The sequence below is a fragment of the Enterovibrio paralichthyis genome (assembly GCF_019209835.1).
GTDB lineage: Bacteria > Pseudomonadota > Gammaproteobacteria > Enterobacterales > Vibrionaceae > Enterovibrio > Enterovibrio paralichthyis.
The window spans coordinates 286,766-303,255 of sequence record NZ_JAHUTS010000002.1; the positions used below are offsets into that span (position 1 = coordinate 286,766).

The following is a 16,490-nucleotide window of genomic DNA, read 5'->3' on the forward strand; positions in this document are numbered from 1 at the left end:
CAACAAGGAGAGAGCATGAGCAAGGCAACTAAAACGCTGGGACGCAGACTGAGACTGGGCGTGATTGGCGGAGGGCCAGATTCCTTTATCGGCGCAATTCACCGCTCGGCCGCCACCATGCACGAGGAGTTTGAAGTCGTTGCCGGTGTGTTCTCCTCTAACCCTGAGCGCTCTGTTGAAGCAGGAAAGGCCATGGGCATTGCTCGCCCTTATGCCGACCCGTATGCACTGTTCGAAGGGGAAGCCGCTCAAGCTGAGCCTATCGACGCCCTTGCTATCATGACGCCCAACAATAGTCACTATGCATTGGCATGCCAGGCGCTTGAAGCCGGGCTCCACGTTTTCTGCGAAAAGCCCCTGACGATGTCAGAGCAGGAAGCCGTCGAACTAGTTGCACTGGTCAAACGCACCGGGAAACGCTTTTGCGTCGCCTACGGTTACAGCGGCTATGCCATGGTTAGACAAGCGCGGGATATGGTCGCGTCTGGTGATATTGGCGACATCACTATGGTGCAAAGCAATTATGTTCAGGGGCACCTTGCCGAACTTACAGAAGCTGAACGCAATGGCAACAACTGGCACATGGATCCTTCCATTGCAGGGCCATCGCTGATCCTCGGCGATATCGCCACCCATAGTTATCACCTGACATCCTATGTTGTCGGCATGGAAGCGAGCGAATTGGCTGCGGATGTGACCTCCGTTGTTGAAGGCCGTGCGGCCGACGATTACTGCGGCATTTTGCTTCGTTATCCCAACAAAGCACGTGGTGTTTTCTGGGTGACGCAAGCCGCTGCAGGGGGTGTGCATGGACTCAGCTTTACGGTTTACGGCACCAAAGGCGGGCTTGAGTGGCATCAGGAACAGCCAAACGAGCTAATCGTCAGGCCAATCGACAAACCTGCCTATATCCTGACAAAGGGCGGCAACGGTTTATCCGCCGCAGGCCGTCACGGTGGTCATGTTGCTATCGGACACCCTGAAGGTTACCGCGAAGCGTTTGCCAATCTGTATCTGGATTTTGCATCTAACATCATCGATGACATGACAGGCACACGGCCCGATCCGCTCACTTTGTGGAACCCGACTGTAGAGGATGGTGCAAATGGCATGGCCTTCGTTTATGCCGCCGTCCGTTCCCGGGACAACGAAGGTCTGTGGGAAACGCTAAATACGGTATGACCCCAAATGCACTAAGATAAATACGCATCACTTTGTTCAAATTTGCGGCACGCGTGACGAATGTTTAGCCGCAAATGAATAATTTGAATTGAAAATATTGACCTTACCTTAGGGGTAAGGTTTACACTCTCACTCAGTTTGTTTAACCATTGTAGTCAGATGCGTATATCCAAAATCAGAACATACTGGATTTCAATCTTCAGCGTGATAGCCATGCTGATGTCCGGTATTGCGTCTGGCGCAACCATGACCATGATGGATATGCAGCCCCAGCAACATCAATCGATGAGCGGCTGCAGTATGGAAACAATGGCTGATAACCCGCACGCCAAGCACATGGCGAAGGTTGCCCAATCCGCACCTGAGTGCGGTTCAGAATCCGGCATGAGCCACGACTGCTGCCCAGCCACCTGTTTCAGCGCATTCGCGTTTCTGACCACAGAATCCCAATCCCCACAGCATAAAACCAAGCTGGCACTGATCAACTCTGATCAGCGCATCGCTATAATCGAACGCCCCCAATCTCTCTACCGACCACCGATAGCCTAAATCCAACACATCCAGATTCGTTTGAAATCAACGCACGTAGCGCTGATGGTGAGTTATAGCATCGCTATATCCGCGCTTTCCTGACGCTACCTGAATTTCAAATCGATTGGATCACCTGCTGTTCTGCGCCACTACACGGCGTGGAGTGTGTTTTCGCGTCATCTTTCGGCGCGTAGAAAATGGATTTAGCTATGACATTCAAACCTTGTTTGCTGGCGCTTTCTGTCAGCACAATGGTCTTGGCGGCATCCCCCGCACAAGCCCATAACGCTTCAGTGCAAATGAGCCCGGTTGCCAGCCAGACTTCACTGACACAACTGATTGAGAAAGCGTTGGCTTATGACGCCAGCCGCAAGCAGTTTTATGCCCAATCCGAGGCCATGCGCGAATCTGGCATTGCCAGCGCAACCCTGATGGACCCTAAGCTCAAATTCGGCGTAGGAGGTCTGCCAACTGACAGCTTCCGCTTCGATCAAGACCCAATGACTAACATTTCCGTTGGCCTGATGCAGCAATTCGAACGCGGCGATACCCTTTCGCTGCAGGAGAAAAAAGCCAACCAGCAGGCTGATGGAATGTCGCTGCAAATTGCTGCCCGTGAACGTGAAGTTGCCAATGCCATTACGCAACTTTGGCTGGAACTCGGTTATCAGCAACAGGCGGAATCAATTCTGAAAGAAAACCAGCGCCTGATGCGTGAACTGGCAAACTTCATTCAAACGAATTATTCGATTGGAAAGAATGAAGCGCAGGATCTGCTGAACGCCCAGCTTCAGGTCAGCAAGCTGGATGAAAAACTCCAGGCCAATGCCCAAATGCAGCGTCGCATTACCTCCCAGCTTTCTGAATGGTTGGGTGCGGAGTGGCTGCAACATGCCGGAAAACTGCAAACCTCAAACCAGCTGCCATGGACAACTCTGGCTGAGCGTCTTGGCAATACAAACCAGACCAAACACTTCACCCTGCTGGCTGATCATCCCATGGTAAAAATGGCAGATACCGCCATCGCCGTGAGCAAAACCCAGGTCGATTTGGCCGAACAAGCCTACGCCCCTCAGTTCGGGGTGGAAGTGATGTATGCCTACCGCCAGGCAAATGGCATGAATGGTCAGCCAGCACCGGATTTGGTCAGCGCTTATGTGACGCTCGACATTCCTCTGTTCACCGAAAACCGTCAGGACAAAACCCTTGCTGCCGCCCAGTATCAAGTCGGTGCAAGCCAGTCCCAGAAAGATCTTCTCCTCGCCCAGATGAACGCCAAGGTCAATGCCTTGCTGGTTGACCGCGAGAACCTGGAACAGCGCCTCTCCCGCTACAACAACACCCTGATTTCGCAGGCCAAAGCCCGCACGCAGGCGGTTGAGCGCGGATACCAGAACAACACGGCGCAATTCAGTGATGTGATAGCAGCAACCAGTGACGAACTGGCGCTCGCGCTGGAAAAACAACGCCTTATCACCGATCTGAATCTGGTCAGCAGCAACCTCGCCGCTTTGTTGGGTGGCTTTGACTACCAAACCAGCACACCTGTCATCCAGACAATGAACCAGTGATCAGTTAACGAGGAAAAGAACAATGAAAACAATGCAAATTGCCACACTGGCGTTACTGATCGGTGGTGTTTTGGGATACAGCGCGAACCAATATATCGCGAGCCAAGGCCATGATATGTCAGCAATGGCAGAAACCACGGAAGAGAAAGGCTCAGGCGAGCCCCTGTACTGGGTAGCGCCAATGGACCCGAATTACAAACGCGACAAGCCGGGCAAATCGCCGATGGGCATGGATTTGATCCCGGTCTACGCCGAAGACCTAAACGGTGCAAACGACAAGCCGGGCACGGTCAAAATCGACCCATCAGTAGAAAACAACCTTGGAGTAAAAACCGCAGCCGTTGAAACTGCAAAGCTTTCACCACGCATTGAAACCGTTGGCTACATTGCCTTCGATGAAAGCCATTTGTGGCAGACTAACGTGCGTGTCGCGGGCTGGGTTGAAAAGCTCTACATCAACGCCGTTGGTGAAAAAGTCTCAAAAAATGACGTGCTCTTTACCCTCTACTCCCCTGAGCTGGTGAAAGCGCAGGAAGAGTTGCTCAACGCATACCGCACTGGACGCAATGGTCTGATGAAAGGCGCGACAGAGCGTCTGGTTTCGCTCGGTGTCGACCGTGACCAAATCCAACAAATCATCAAACGCGGCAAGGCGTCACAAACCATTGAGATCAAAGCCCCTGCTGATGGTGTCATTGCCAGCCTCAACATCCGTGAAGGCGGCTATTTGTCCCCTGCTCAGGCGGTGATAAGTGCTGGCCCGCTTGATAACGTTTGGGTAGATGCCGAAGTGTTCGAACGTCAGGGCCACTGGGTGACCGCTGGCAGCAACGCCACTATGACGCTGGACTCGCTGCCAGGGGAAACATGGCAAGGCACCGTCGATTACGTCTACCCGATCCTTGACCCGAAAACCCGTACCCTGCGTGTACGCCTGAAATTCGCCAACCCGGAAGGTGAACTGAAACCCAATATGTTCGCCAATATTGCGCTTCAGCCGGTCACTGACGAAGCCGTGCTGACCATCCCTAAATCATCAGTGATCCGCTCCGGCGGCATGACCCGTGTTGTGCTGGCGGAAGGCGAAGGCAAATACCGCTCTGCCCGCATCGAGGTAGGACGTGAAGCTGGTGATCGCATTGAAGTATTGCAAGGCCTGAACAACTCAGACCGCATTGTCACGTCTGCCCACTTCCTGCTCGACTCTGAATCCAGCCAGTCCGCCGACTTGGCAAGAATTAACGGCGTTGAGCCTGCAGCTGAAACCCAATGGGCGAAAGGTGAAATCACCGACGTGATGATGGGTCACCGTATGCTCACCATCAACCACGAACCGGTTCCGGCGTGGAACTGGCCGGGTATGGTAATGAATTTCACCTTTGCGGAAGGCGTTGACATGGGCGAGCCAAGCGTTGGGCAAGCCATTGAGTTTGAAATGCAAAAAGGCGCTTCCGGTCAGTATGAAATCGTCGATTACAAGCTGAGCGAAGCCAGCACTCCGGCGGAAGTCTGGATCGACGGTGACATCTCCATGCTGATGGCGGATTTTGGCATGATCACCCTTTCCCACCAGCCGGTATCTGAATGGAACTGGCCGGAAGGTGAAATGAACTTTTCCGTAGACGGCGGCGTTGAACTTGGCAGCTTTGCTGAAGGCCAGTCTGTGCGTTTTCTTGTTGCCAAAAATGGCAGCGACTATGTACTGAAAGCCCTTGAACAGAAAGGAGGCAATAAATGATTGGCGCCATTATTCGCTGGTCGATTGCCAACCGTTTTCTGGTTCTGGTAGCGACCTTGTTCCTGACATTGGGTGGTCTTTACAGCGTTAAAAACACGCCTGTTGATGCCATTCCAGATCTCTCCGATGTTCAGGTGATCATAAAAACCAGCTATCCGGGTCAAGCGCCACAGGTAGTAGAAGATCAGGTCACCTACCCGCTCACCACGGCGATGTTGGCGGTGCCGGGCGCAGAAACCGTTCGTGGTTATTCGTTCTTTGGCGACTCGTACGTTTATATCATTTTCAACGATGATACCGACATGTACTGGGCACGTTCACGCGTATTGGAATACCTAAGCCAGGTAGCACCCAAACTGCCACCGAATGCCAAACCTACCCTTGGGCCCGATGCAACCGGCGTGGGCTGGGTGTACAGCTATGTATTGCAGGACAAGTCCGGCAACCATGACCTGGCAGAGCTTCGCAGCCTGCAGGACTGGTTCTTGAAGTATGAGCTGCAAACGGTGGCGGGCGTGTCAGAGGTGGCAACCGTCGGCGGCATGGTGAAGCAGTATCAGGTACAAATCGACCCAGCCAAACTGCGTGCCTACGACCTGACACTGCAGCAGGTCAACATGGCTATCCAAAATGGTAACCAGGAGGCCGGAGCATCCGTTATTGAAGTCGCCGAAGCCGAGCACATGGTGCGGACAACAGGCTATCTGACCAGCGTGGAAGATATCGAGTCCCTGCCCATCAAGGTGACGGACAAAGGTACGCCATTGCTGCTCGGCGACATTGCAGACATCAATATCGGCCCCCAAATGCGCCGTGGTATTTCCGAGTTTAACGGTGAAGGTGAAGCGGTTGGCGGCGTGATCGTGATGCGCTTTGGCGAAAACGCCAGCGAGGTGATCGCCAATGTGAAAACCAAACTGGAAGAGCTGAAGCGAAGCCTGCCGGAAGGCGTGGAAATTGTACCGACCTACGACCGTTCAACCCTGATTGACGCCGCGGTTGAGAACCTTTGGAAGAAACTGGCTGAAGAGTTCATCGTCGTAGCTGTGGTCTGTGCGCTGTTCCTGTTCCACATCCGCTCATCGCTGGTGATCGCGATCAGCTTGCCCATCGGTATCTTGTCTGCGTTTATCGTCATGCACTGGCAAGGCATCAATGCCAACATCATGTCGTTAGGCGGTATCGCCATTGCCATCGGCGCCATGGTGGACGGTGCTATCGTGATGATTGAAAACGTCCATAAGCACATTGAACGCACGCCACTGACGGACAAAAACCGCTGGCAAGTGATCAGCAAAGCGGCAGAAGAAGTGGGTGCACCGCTGTTCTTCTCGCTGCTGATCATCACCCTGAGTTTTGTGCCTGTGTTCGCGCTGGAAGGACAGGAAGGCAAGATGTTCTCGCCGCTGGCCTTCACCAAAACCTATGCGATGGCGGCAGCGGCGGGTTTGGCGATCACCTTGGTCCCTGTTCTGATGGGCTATTTCATCCGTGGTAAGGTGCTGCCAGAGCATAAAAACCCGGTGAACAGAACGCTGATTGCCATGTACCGCCCGCTGCTCAACCTCAGCCTGCGTTTCCCGAAAACCATGATTGTGCTGGCGATTGCTTTGATGGCATCGGCTTACTACCCCACCAGCAAACTGGGCAGTGAATTCATCCCGCCGTTGGATGAAGGCGATCTGATGTACATGCCAACGACCTACCCCGGCATTTCCATCGGTAAAGCCCGTGAGTTGCTGCAGCAAACCAACAAGCTGATCAAAACCGTGCCTGAAGTGGAATCGGTCTGGGGCAAAATCGGCCGTGCGGAAACTGCGACTGACCCGGCACCGCTGACCATGATTGAAACCGTGATCCAGCTGAAACCGCGTGAAGAGTGGCGCGAAGGTGTCACCACTGAATCGCTGCGTAAAGAGTTCGACGATCTGGTTCAGTTCCCTGGTCTGACAAATGCCTGGGTAATGCCTATCAAAACCCGTATCGACATGCTCGCTACCGGTATTAAAACCCCGATTGGTATCAAGATCGCAGGGCCGGATCTGGCAGTGATCGAAACTATCGGTTCGCAGCTTGAGCCTATTCTCAACGGTGTTGAAGGCACGGCTTCTGTATATGCAGAACGTGTGGCCGGTGGCCGCTATGTCACTATCGACATCCGACGCCGAGCCGCTGCCCGTTATGGCCTGAGCATCAAAGATGTACAGCAGGTTATTTCTACCGCTGTGGGTGGGATGAATGTGGGCGAAACCATCGAAGGGCTGGAACGCTACCCTATCAACGTACGCTACCCGCAGGACTACCGCGATTCTGTGGTGAAACTGCAGGAGTTGCCGCTGGTAACGCCAAACGGCGCCCGTATCGCATTGGCTGATGTTGCGGATATCCGTTACGAAGATGGCCCGCCGATGATCAAAACCGAGAACGCCCGTCCGAATGGCTGGGTATTCGTAGACATTGATGGTCGTGACCTTGGATCTTACGTGGTGGATGCGCAGAGCACAGTGGCAGAACAGCTGGAACTCCCGGCGGGCTATTCGCTGGCATGGTCTGGTCAATACGAGTATATGGAACGCGCCAAAGAGCGCCTGAGTGTGGTGGTACCTATTACCATCGCCATCATCATGCTGCTGCTATACCTGAGCTTCCGCCGTGTCGGTGAAGTGATGATCATCATGGCTACCCTGCCGTTGGCGCTGGTCGGTGGCCTGTGGCTGATGCATTACCTCGGTTACAACTTCTCCGTTGCCGTCGGCGTGGGCTTTATTGCGTTGGCCGGCGTGGCGGTGGAGATTGGTGTCATCATGTTGGTTTACCTCAACCAGGCATGGCACTACCGCAAACTGCACGCACAGGAAGAAAACCAGCCACTCACCGCAACAGATCTCACCGATGCCATTCGCGAAGGTGCGGGCTTACGTGTGCGTCCGGTGATGATGACGGTACTGACGGTGATCATCGGCCTGATCCCAATTATGTATGGCGAAGGCACTGGCTCAGAAGTCATGCAGCGTATCGCAGCGCCAATGATTGGCGGTATGGCGTCAGCGCTCCTACTGACCCTGTTGGTACTGCCAGCCATCTTCAAACTTTGGAAACACAAAGAAATCAAACAATAACCATGAACAAAATGGCTGGGCTTCGACTCAGCCTCTCAATCTTCAATAAGGAAAACACAATGAAAAAATCACTGATTGCACTTTCTCTGGCTCTGGTCACTTCAACCACATTTGCTGCAGGCATGGACCACAGCAAAATGGATCACAGTGCGATGGGACATGGCGACATGAAAGCCATGGAAATGAACCACGGTGAAATGGACCATTCCCAAATGGATCATTCAAAGATGGACCACTCAAACATGATGAACATGGAAGGCATGTCTGCAGTCGGTATGCCTGCTAACGGCGCGAAGCCAGACAAAGTGGTTCACGTTATTCTGACCGACGACATGCGCATTAACTTCAAAAAAGAAGTCACTATCGAGCCGAACGATGTGGTGCAGTTCGTGGTCATGAACGTGGGTAAAATTGACCACGAGTTTTCTATCGGCTCTATGGAGGAGCAACTCAAGCACCGTGAAATGATGCGTACCATGACAGGCCACCACGAACACGACTCAGGCAGCACTGTCACAGTAAAACCGGGCAAAGCAAAACAACTGATTTGGCACTTCCACGGCGACAAAAATGTGGAGTTCGCGTGCAATATCCCAGGTCATGCGGAAGCAGGCATGGTGAAAAGTGTGACGCTGTAACCTATAATAGCGACGTTCACTCTAATCAGAACGCCGGGTCATTGACCCGGCGTTTTTTCGTCGGGTTATACCCAAACGACCTGAACATGCTCGCATTGATGACCTCCCTTCGGGCGAGTTTATTGACGCCGTGTTCTTTTTGATGGAGGTGGATAAAGTTGCAACACTTTTTCACTACCTATTTTGCTAGCCTGAGTAGGTAGCGCTTTTTAGATTTTGTTTTGTCCCAATTAGTGAAGGAATTTCATGGGTACTCGTAGAAAAGTGGGATTGAAAGCCATCAAGACCGTTGAAAATATTGTACTGGCACTTATTGCCATGGCTTCTGTTATTGCTATCGGTCAGGAAATATTCCACATCATCAAAGTTGGCCGTGTTGAACTGGCAGACCTGCTGCTGCTGTTCATCTACCTTGAAGTTCTGGCCATGGTTTCAAACTTTGTTGAATCCGGTAAATTGCCAGTGCGCATGCCTATTTACATCGCCATTGTTGCACTTGCGCGTTACCTGATTCTCGACATGAAAAGCATGGATGACTGGCGGATTGTGGCGATTTCAGTCGCGTCTATCCTGCTCGCCGGTACCGTCATTGTGATCCGTTGGGGGCACATCAAACTGCCTTATCCGCCAACCAAAGACGAAGAGTGATCCTCGCATCTAAACGCAAAACACCCGCCACGGCGGGTGTTTTAGTATCACAGCTTTTCGTTTCCTCATTTGTGTGACGACCTGAACACATTACACATCAAGATCAATCGGCGGCTTTTTGCGCATCTCTTCCAGCGAACTACCCATACGAATGGGATCGCGCAGCGATTCACTCTCGTACACGCTAGCCGTAAACTCCAGCGCGTCATAAAACACCCAACCCTGCTGAGCAAGTTCGGAAGCAATTTCTAGCTTGTTCATTCCATGGTTGTGCATGTCGACAACAGCACCTTGCGTATCTTGTTCACTCATCCCCGCTCCCCCGTTTTAAGGAATGCCTGTCTATAAAAATAGAAAGCATATGCACCGGAGGCTGTATCAATTTTCTGACTCAGACACCGCAATTTGCTGTGCATTTTTTCAGGCACTCAATATGAAAAACGCCGCTGAAAACGCGGCGTGTAAGGGATTGGGCAACAGAACATAAAAATGTCATTACACCTTAAAATACCTCAACCGTTCATACAGCTCCTGCGACGTTGTTGCCAGGGACTGGCTTTCCCGTGCCAGTAACTGTGACGATTCGTTCACTTCATTGGCCGCAAGATGAATGGTGGTGACATTTTCATTCATTTCATTGGCAACAATGCCCTGCTCCTCTGAAGCAGCAGCGATCTGAGCCACCATGTCATTGGCTTTGAGCAGTTCTTCCACCATCGCAAGGAGTTTCTCTTTGGTAGACATCGCAATTTCCACGCCTTTTTCAACCCGCTCATTACTGCGTTGCATCGCCTGAACGGTCTGTGTTGTCTGGCGGATAAGGTTATCAATGGTGCTTTGTACTTCATCGGTGGATTGCTGGGTACGGCTGGCTAGGTTGCGAACTTCATCGGCAACAACTGCAAAACCGCGCCCCTGCTCCCCAGCCCGCGCCGCTTCAATGGCAGCGTTCAACGCCAGAAGGTTGGTCTGTTCAGACACATCACGGATCACATTCACCACTTTACTGATTTCGTTAACCCCTTGCTCAAGGGCAGTAACCAGTTGTGAGGCTTCTGCGATATCTTGCGAAACCGCAGAAATCTGATCAGCGGTCGCATCCATAGATTCAGCACTGCTTTCAGAATGTTCGGTAACCAAAGACGTACTGTGGGAGGTATTTTCGGCGTTACCCGCCACATCGGTAATCGTGGTCGACATTTCGGTCATTGCCGTCGAAAGCTGTTCAAGCTGGGAGTATTGATTATTGACGTTGGTGGCTGCCTCTTCACTGGCTTGGGCGATGTTTTCTGCCATGGCTGATGAGCGTTCTGCCGACTCATGGGCAGCATTCAGGGTTGATTGCAGCTTTTCCAACACCCTGTCCATCTCGCTACTCATTTGGCCCAGCTCGTCTTTGCGTTTGGCATGAAGCCGCACACGCAGGTCACCATCAGCAATGAGTTTAAGCTTATCCATCAGGTGTTGCAGTGGATTGACGATGTCACGAGAAATCAAAAAGCCAAACACAGCCAAGATGACCGACATTATAAACGCGGTGATCCCCACTTTTATTGCCTGACCGTAGAACGCGGCATGGATATCTGCCACTAACAGACCCGAACCAACAACCCACTGCCAGTCATCAACAGCCAGCGAGACATATGAAATTTTCTCTTGAAGTTTACCGCCCGGGGTTTTGTAGACGTAATCAAGAAAACCACTCCCCGACGATGAGGCAATCGCTCCCATTTCACGCCAGTGGTACTTGCCATTGCCATCCTGGAAACTGCGGGAGTTATTGCCTTTGTATTCCGGCTTCATGGGATGGAGAACCACATCAAGATTCGGTTTCAGGATCCAAAAGTAGTTGTTGTCGTCATAGCGCAGCGAGGTGACTGCGCCAATAGCAGCTTGCTTTGCCGCCGCCTCACCAAGCGTATCAACCTGGTTGTGGTAGTAACGAACCAGTGAAACCACGGTTTCAACCTGGGCGCTTAACTTCTGCTCGCGCTCATTGAGAGAGGCGAGCCTTTGTTCATTGAGATTGTAGATACTCGTTGCGGTTAGAAGTACAAATGCCAGCACAATCAGTGATAGCAGCTTGTACTTTACTGATAGATTACTTAGTTTCATGTTTAGATCACCGGAGATAGCCAACTTTTTTCAAATTAGCAGAACCACGCCAATCCCCCACGATTCACATCTCTTTTTTGTATGTATTTCTATGAAATATTTGACCTGTTTTTTAGTCAATAAAACGGGAAACCTCTGCTTAGTTTTGATGCCCGACACATCAGCTGTATCCCATATCAAATCCGGGTTTAAGGCCAAAACGAAGCAAAAAGGCATATTTCAGCCTTTCTTTTTCAAGCGATGAACTAAGTTAAATTCTCCACCGAAATCCCACAAAAACATTCATTAAATCTATCAATAAAAAACCCGTTATCCCCGCCACAAATCGCCGAACGGAAATTTGCAGAATCGACAAAGCAAACGTTTGCGTTTACTGCAAATGCCAGTATGATGCGCGCCAATTTACGGGCAACCTGATGGATATGGTCTCCCCGACTTTGACTAGGATGCCTCACCGAATTCTGACTTCCACTTGGGTTAAACTCGTATGAAAAATGGCATCCCACTGAACATTGATGAAAAGATTTCCATCCCGAAATCGCTTTCTCTCGGTGCCCAACACGTGCTGGCAATGGATCTTTACATTGTTCCTATCATTCTTGCCGGTCTGCTTTCCTTGTCGGTGACGGATACCGCAGCGCTTATCCAGATGACTTTTATCGTCGCTGGTCTTTGCACCATTATCCAATCCGGCTTCCTGTTAAAACTGCCTGTCATGCAGGGGCCTTCTTACATCCCTATCGGTGCGATCGCTGCTATCGGTAAAACCTTGGGCATGGGTGCGGTATACGGCGCGATGATCCCGGTTGCGATAATGGTTGCGCTGCTGGGTAAACCCCTGAACCTGTTCAGCCGTCTGGTTAAAACCTTTGTCCCACCCATTGTTGGCGGCACCGTGATTATCGTTGTCGGTATTTCACTGCTTCCTGTTGCTTTCAACGGCATTTACAGCGCAGACCGCCCGGCCGAAAACATCATGATTGCCATGGCGAGTATGTTCTCCCTGTGCACCTTTATCCTGCTGGGATGTTTCGTGAAAAAACTGCACTGGTTGCGTCTGGCTTCCGTGCTGGGTGCCATTTTGGTGGGTACGGCGGTCGCAGCATCTATGGGTATGGCCGATTTTTCCGCGGTTTCAGGCGCAGGTTGGCTTTCGCTTCCTACCCTGCTGCCATTTGGCGAACTGGTGTTTGATCCGTTTGCTATTCTGACCATGATGTTCGTTGCCATGATTGTATTGGTTGAAACCACGGGCACCTGGTGTGCCGTCACAGCGGTGACAGGCTCTGACCTCAGCGATGACCGCCTGAACCGCGGCGCAACAGGTGAAGCAGCAGGCCACTTTATTTGCTCCCTTCTGGGTGGTAGCCCTGTGACGGGTTATTCCACCAATGCCGGCATTATCGCGGTAACAGGTGTCGCTTCCCGCCGCGCCATCATTGCCGGTGGCGCCATTCTGCTGGTGCTGGGTTTGGTACCTAAACTCACCAGCCTGATTGCCTCCGTACCACATGCTGTTATCGCCGGTATTTTCGCTGTTATCTGCGTCGTTATTGCGATGAACGGTTTTCGAGTTATCCAAAGCATTCAACTGAGCGAGCGCAACATGTTGGTTGTCGGCTTGCCTATCATGCTGGCATTGGGCGCAGTATTGATGCCACGTGAATTGATTTATGCATTGCCTGAGCTGGTTGGCTATCTGGCAAACTCTGGCATTGCCATTGGCGCGCTTGCCGCCGTTGTTCTGAATTTTGTCCTTCCTGAAGAAGCACCCCAGGAGATTGAAGCGTGATTGATATCACCACTATTAAATTTGGCGTTCTGGCCGACACTTTCCACGCACCGAAAAAGGGCGAGATTGAATTTCTGGCAGATTGCCTGATCCTTATCGATGAATCTGGCGACATTGCAGCTAAGCTGACAGCGCAAGATACCGGCTATGCGGAAAGCCTAAATACACTGCGTGAAAACCAGCGCCTGACCGTTGTCGAAAAAGGCCAGTTCCTGCTGCCTGGCATGGTCGACCTGCACTGCCATGCACCGCAATGGCCGCAAGCGGGTAAAGGTTTGGACTTGCCGCTTTATGACTGGCTGCAAAATTACACTTTCCCACTGGAAAACCGTTTCGGGGATCTGGCTTTTGCTGAACCTGTTTACCGCGATGTAGCCCAAACCCTGTTGGCAAACGGTACCACCAGCGCAGTTTACTTTGCCTCTATCCACCGTGAAGCGTCAGAACTGCTGGCGAAAACCAGTTTGTCTTTGGGTCAGCGTGCTTTCGTCGGCAAGATCAACATGGATAACCCGGAGCAGTGTCCGGACTACTACCGCGAACCTTCTGTTGAAGATGCCATTGCAGATACCGAGCTGTTTATCCAGAACGTGCGTGGCCTTAAAGGCAACTGTCACGGATTGGTGAAGCCCGTTATCACGCCACGCTTCGTACCAAGCTGTACCAAAACCCTGCTGGGTGAACTGGGCAAACTGGTTCAAGCCTACGACGTGCACATGCAAACCCATTGCTCTGAAAGTGACTGGGCGCGTGACTATGCCATTCAACACTTTGGCAAATCTGATATTGAGACTTACGCGGAATCCGGTCTTCTGAACAACAAGTCGGTATTGGCACACTCAATCTTCCTGACCGAACGTGATGTGGCGATGATGAAGGAATTCGACGCCGGTATCGGCCACTGCCCGCTTTCCAATATGTATTTCGCCAACGCAGCAATGCATACCCGTGAGCTGTTAGACAGCGGCGTGAACATTGGTCTGGGCAGCGATATCGCCGGTGCGCCATCGCCGTCTATTTTCCGAGCGGCTTTTGACGCGGTAAGCCATTCGCGCGTACGTGAAGAAGGTGTAGATACCCGTCTGCCTGCGGGAGCGCGCGGCGTTTCGGGCTCCCGGGTCAGCTTCTTGGAAGCATTCTGGATGGCAACCGCCGGTGGTGGTCGTGTTTTGAACGAAAAAATCGGCCTGTTTGAAAACGGCTACCATTTCGATGCGTTGGTGATTAAACCGAGCGCCTTGGGTAACCTGCGCGTCTGGCCTGACATGGATACACCACGGGATATTCTGGAGAAGATCGTTTCGTTGGCACAAAGCTGCGATATCGACAGCGTATGGGTACAAGGTAAGAAAGTGCGCTAACGGTTTACTGGATACAGAGTAACTGAACATATATTGCCTGCCTCGCCAAGAAGCAGGCAATATTTTTATTGGGGATTCACGCTTCTGACAGCGCAGAATTTCAGTACCAATGATTCAACCCCAGCGTTTATTTCGGAACAAAATCCACGTCACAACTTAACGCCTTTTTAACAGACATCATTCACAAGCCTTAGTATTTATAGAATCCCCACCAAATACCAAATTTAAATCTTATATTTCATTGACTTAAAATCATGACATCCCAACTAATTCACCTAGTTATCCACAGATTCTGTTGATAGGTTTACCATAGGCAATTAGCTACAATATTTATATTTTTCATCTAGTTAAGTTCAATTTTAAGAAAAAATAAATTTTCCTTGACCTGTAGATGAATTCTGAAGTCAGCATTTTTAGTCAAATGATGTGCCGAAACACTGCTTTGAGGACGAACAAACTGCCGCTACATCACCGTGTTACAGAGATGACGTTATTTTGAAATTAGTTGGGAATGCCTGTTGACAACATGCACTTTTGTACATTTATCGAGCAGGAAATATTCACTGATGGAAGGAGAATTGGATGGCAAACGACCAGAATAACGGCAGCCTGATTTTTGTCTTAGACGAACCAACGCCCTGCCGCCTCGAACAGCAGACGATCCTCACCAGGATGCGCTAAGAGGGAAACGCCCATAAGCGCTCCCTGAATCGATATCGCGGGAATGGTGAGCTGTGCCAAGCCAGCCACTTCAGCAATGGCGTAGAGCTTGCGTTGGTTAATAAGATAAACATCGCAGACATCGTCGCACGAAGGAGCTGGCCCCGGTGATGTTGGAAGCATCAGCACCTCTCCACTGGAGAAAAACCCTTGCAGGCTGTCGCTGAAAAACTCCCTTTTCTTCTTCGACTCGACAAACTCTTTAAAGCCCTTATCCCGAATCGTTTTCAGAAATGTCCCCGTTTCGTCAGAGAATCTAGGGTTAACCGCATCCAGCCACTGTCCATATTGCATGTCGATTTCCCGGCCGAGGATAGCGGTGTGGATATTATGGGCCTGAGTAAGGGTAAGTTTGCTCAGGTTGGGCACATCGTTTCGCATGAAATTCAGGCTGGACAGCTTCGTTTCCCATTCAAGCAAAGCATCATTATCCAGCAACTCCTGAAACAGCGAAGAGGCATATTTGACAGCATTCAGACGCACCGGTCTTGCGGGTTTGGTCCAACATTTCTCAGCGATTTGCTGTAGTGTCGGCAAGCTACGCGCCATAAAGCCCACTGCGTCAAATGAGGGGGAAAGTGACGCCATGCCACGCAAGTCGACCATTCCCAGAGATGGACGATAACCGAACAACCCACAATAAGCTGCCGGAATTAATATGCCCCCACAAACGGCATTACCCACGGCGATGCTAGCTTTACTATTAACGATGGCAAGCGCTGCGCCTGAACTGGAACCGCCGACCCTTGTCCCTGGGGACATGGAATTTGTCAATTTGGCGAGAAACGGGTTTTGCCCACTGATACTGGTACCAAAATCATCGACCTGGGCTTTTCCCACAAGGCGGCAGCCTGATTGCAAAAGCGTCGACACCACGAGCGCATCGTTTTTCGCTTCCTCATGGGATACACACCAATCCGGTACACCAATACCTGTTACCGCCCCTTTCACGTTAATACAGTCACTGACGACAAGGCGCTGCTTAGACAGCACGCCACCAGCAACCTCAACGCGCTCTGGTTTGAAAGCATGCAACAGGTAATTGGTTTCCGGTAATGACATAGATAACCTCGGT

At 51.3% G+C, this 16,490-nt stretch carries 12 protein-coding genes; 9 read left to right on the top strand and 3 right to left on the bottom strand.

The genetic code is table 11. The features are described 5' to 3' along the window. Positions 1-15 precede the first annotated feature (15 nt). The 7 genes from KU854_RS03660 (at position 16) to KU854_RS03690 (ending at position 9,427) form a co-directional block, all read left to right on the top strand. A complete protein-coding gene (locus KU854_RS03660) occupies positions 16-1,182 on the top strand; it encodes a Gfo/Idh/MocA family protein (RefSeq protein ID WP_218357119.1) in 1,167 nt (388 codons plus the stop codon). Between the two features lie 159 nt (positions 1,183-1,341). Further along, positions 1,342-1,731, top strand: coding sequence for a hypothetical protein (locus KU854_RS03665; RefSeq protein ID WP_218357120.1), 390 nt, complete (start codon positions 1,342-1,344; stop codon positions 1,729-1,731). A 191-nt stretch (positions 1,732-1,922) separates the two neighbouring features. Continuing rightward, on the top strand, positions 1,923-3,284 hold the full coding sequence (locus tag KU854_RS03670) for a TolC family protein (RefSeq protein WP_218357121.1): 1,362 nt from the start codon (positions 1,923-1,925) through the stop codon (positions 3,282-3,284). A 22-nt stretch (positions 3,285-3,306) separates the two neighbouring features. Continuing rightward, positions 3,307-5,022 carry an efflux RND transporter periplasmic adaptor subunit gene (locus KU854_RS03675; RefSeq protein WP_218357122.1) on the top strand — a complete coding sequence of 572 codons (1,716 nt, stop codon included), beginning with the start codon at positions 3,307-3,309 and terminating at the stop codon, positions 5,020-5,022. Then, complete coding sequence (locus KU854_RS03680; protein WP_218357123.1) at positions 5,019-8,141, top strand: efflux RND transporter permease subunit; 3,123 nt, start codon at positions 5,019-5,021, stop codon at positions 8,139-8,141. Before KU854_RS03675 ends, KU854_RS03680 begins: the two co-directional genes overlap by 4 nt. A 59-nt stretch (positions 8,142-8,200) precedes the next feature. Continuing rightward, positions 8,201-8,779 carry a copper-resistant cuproprotein CopI gene (copI, locus tag KU854_RS03685; RefSeq protein ID WP_218357124.1) on the top strand — a complete coding sequence of 193 codons (579 nt, stop codon included), beginning with the start codon at positions 8,201-8,203 and terminating at the stop codon, positions 8,777-8,779. Positions 8,780-9,025: 246 nt separating this feature from the next. Further along, positions 9,026-9,427 (top strand): phosphate-starvation-inducible protein PsiE, encoded by a 402-nt coding sequence (locus KU854_RS03690; protein WP_218357125.1) that lies wholly within the window; start codon positions 9,026-9,028, stop codon positions 9,425-9,427. 90 nt (positions 9,428-9,517) lie between these two features. Here KU854_RS03690 and KU854_RS03695 read toward each other — a convergent pair whose 3' ends face one another. Continuing rightward, the gene (locus tag KU854_RS03695) at positions 9,518-9,739 is read right to left on the bottom strand and encodes a hypothetical protein (protein WP_054779196.1); all 222 of its coding nucleotides are present in this window, start codon (positions 9,737-9,739) and stop codon (positions 9,518-9,520) included. 183 nt (positions 9,740-9,922) lie between these two features. Next, positions 9,923-11,542 (bottom strand): methyl-accepting chemotaxis protein, encoded by a 1,620-nt coding sequence (locus KU854_RS03700; protein ID WP_218357126.1) that lies wholly within the window; start codon positions 11,540-11,542, stop codon positions 9,923-9,925. Between the two features lie 487 nt (positions 11,543-12,029). Here KU854_RS03700 and KU854_RS03705 point away from each other — a divergent pair, with 487 nt between their 5' ends. Further along, complete coding sequence (locus KU854_RS03705) at positions 12,030-13,334, top strand: solute carrier family 23 protein (protein ID WP_218357127.1); 1,305 nt, start codon at positions 12,030-12,032, stop codon at positions 13,332-13,334. After that, entirely contained in the window at positions 13,331-14,695 is a 1,365-nt protein-coding gene (locus KU854_RS03710) for an amidohydrolase family protein (RefSeq protein WP_218357128.1), read from the top strand. The genes KU854_RS03705 and KU854_RS03710 overlap by 4 nt, the downstream gene beginning before the upstream one ends. Before the next feature lie 621 nt (positions 14,696-15,316). Here the strand turns inward: KU854_RS03710 and KU854_RS03715 are convergent. Next, positions 15,317-16,477 (bottom strand): amidase family protein, encoded by a 1,161-nt coding sequence (locus KU854_RS03715; RefSeq protein WP_218357129.1) that lies wholly within the window; start codon positions 16,475-16,477, stop codon positions 15,317-15,319. Positions 16,478-16,490: the final 13 nt, after the last annotated feature.

Bases quoted from the DNA above. Each gene is read 5' to 3' on its own strand.
- KU854_RS03680 (WP_218357123.1), top strand. From the start codon at position 5,019: ATGATTGGCGCCATTATTCGCTGGTCGATTGCCAACCGTTTTCTGGTT.
- KU854_RS03670 (WP_218357121.1), top strand. From the start codon at position 1,923: ATGACATTCAAACCTTGTTTGCTGGCGCTTTCTGTCAGCACAATGGTC.
- KU854_RS03715 (WP_218357129.1), bottom strand. From the start codon at position 16,477: ATGTCATTACCGGAAACCAATTACCTGTTGCATGCTTTCAAACCAGAG.
- KU854_RS03675 (WP_218357122.1), top strand. From the start codon at position 3,307: ATGAAAACAATGCAAATTGCCACACTGGCGTTACTGATCGGTGGTGTT.
- KU854_RS03700 (WP_218357126.1), bottom strand. From the start codon at position 11,542: ATGAAACTAAGTAATCTATCAGTAAAGTACAAGCTGCTATCACTGATT.
- KU854_RS03695 (WP_054779196.1), bottom strand. From the start codon at position 9,739: ATGAGTGAACAAGATACGCAAGGTGCTGTTGTCGACATGCACAACCAT.
- KU854_RS03660 (WP_218357119.1), top strand. From the start codon at position 16: ATGAGCAAGGCAACTAAAACGCTGGGACGCAGACTGAGACTGGGCGTG.
- copI (WP_218357124.1), top strand. From the start codon at position 8,201: ATGAAAAAATCACTGATTGCACTTTCTCTGGCTCTGGTCACTTCAACC.
- KU854_RS03705 (WP_218357127.1), top strand. From the start codon at position 12,030: ATGAAAAATGGCATCCCACTGAACATTGATGAAAAGATTTCCATCCCG.
- KU854_RS03690 (WP_218357125.1), top strand. From the start codon at position 9,026: ATGGGTACTCGTAGAAAAGTGGGATTGAAAGCCATCAAGACCGTTGAA.
- KU854_RS03665 (WP_218357120.1), top strand. From the start codon at position 1,342: ATGCGTATATCCAAAATCAGAACATACTGGATTTCAATCTTCAGCGTG.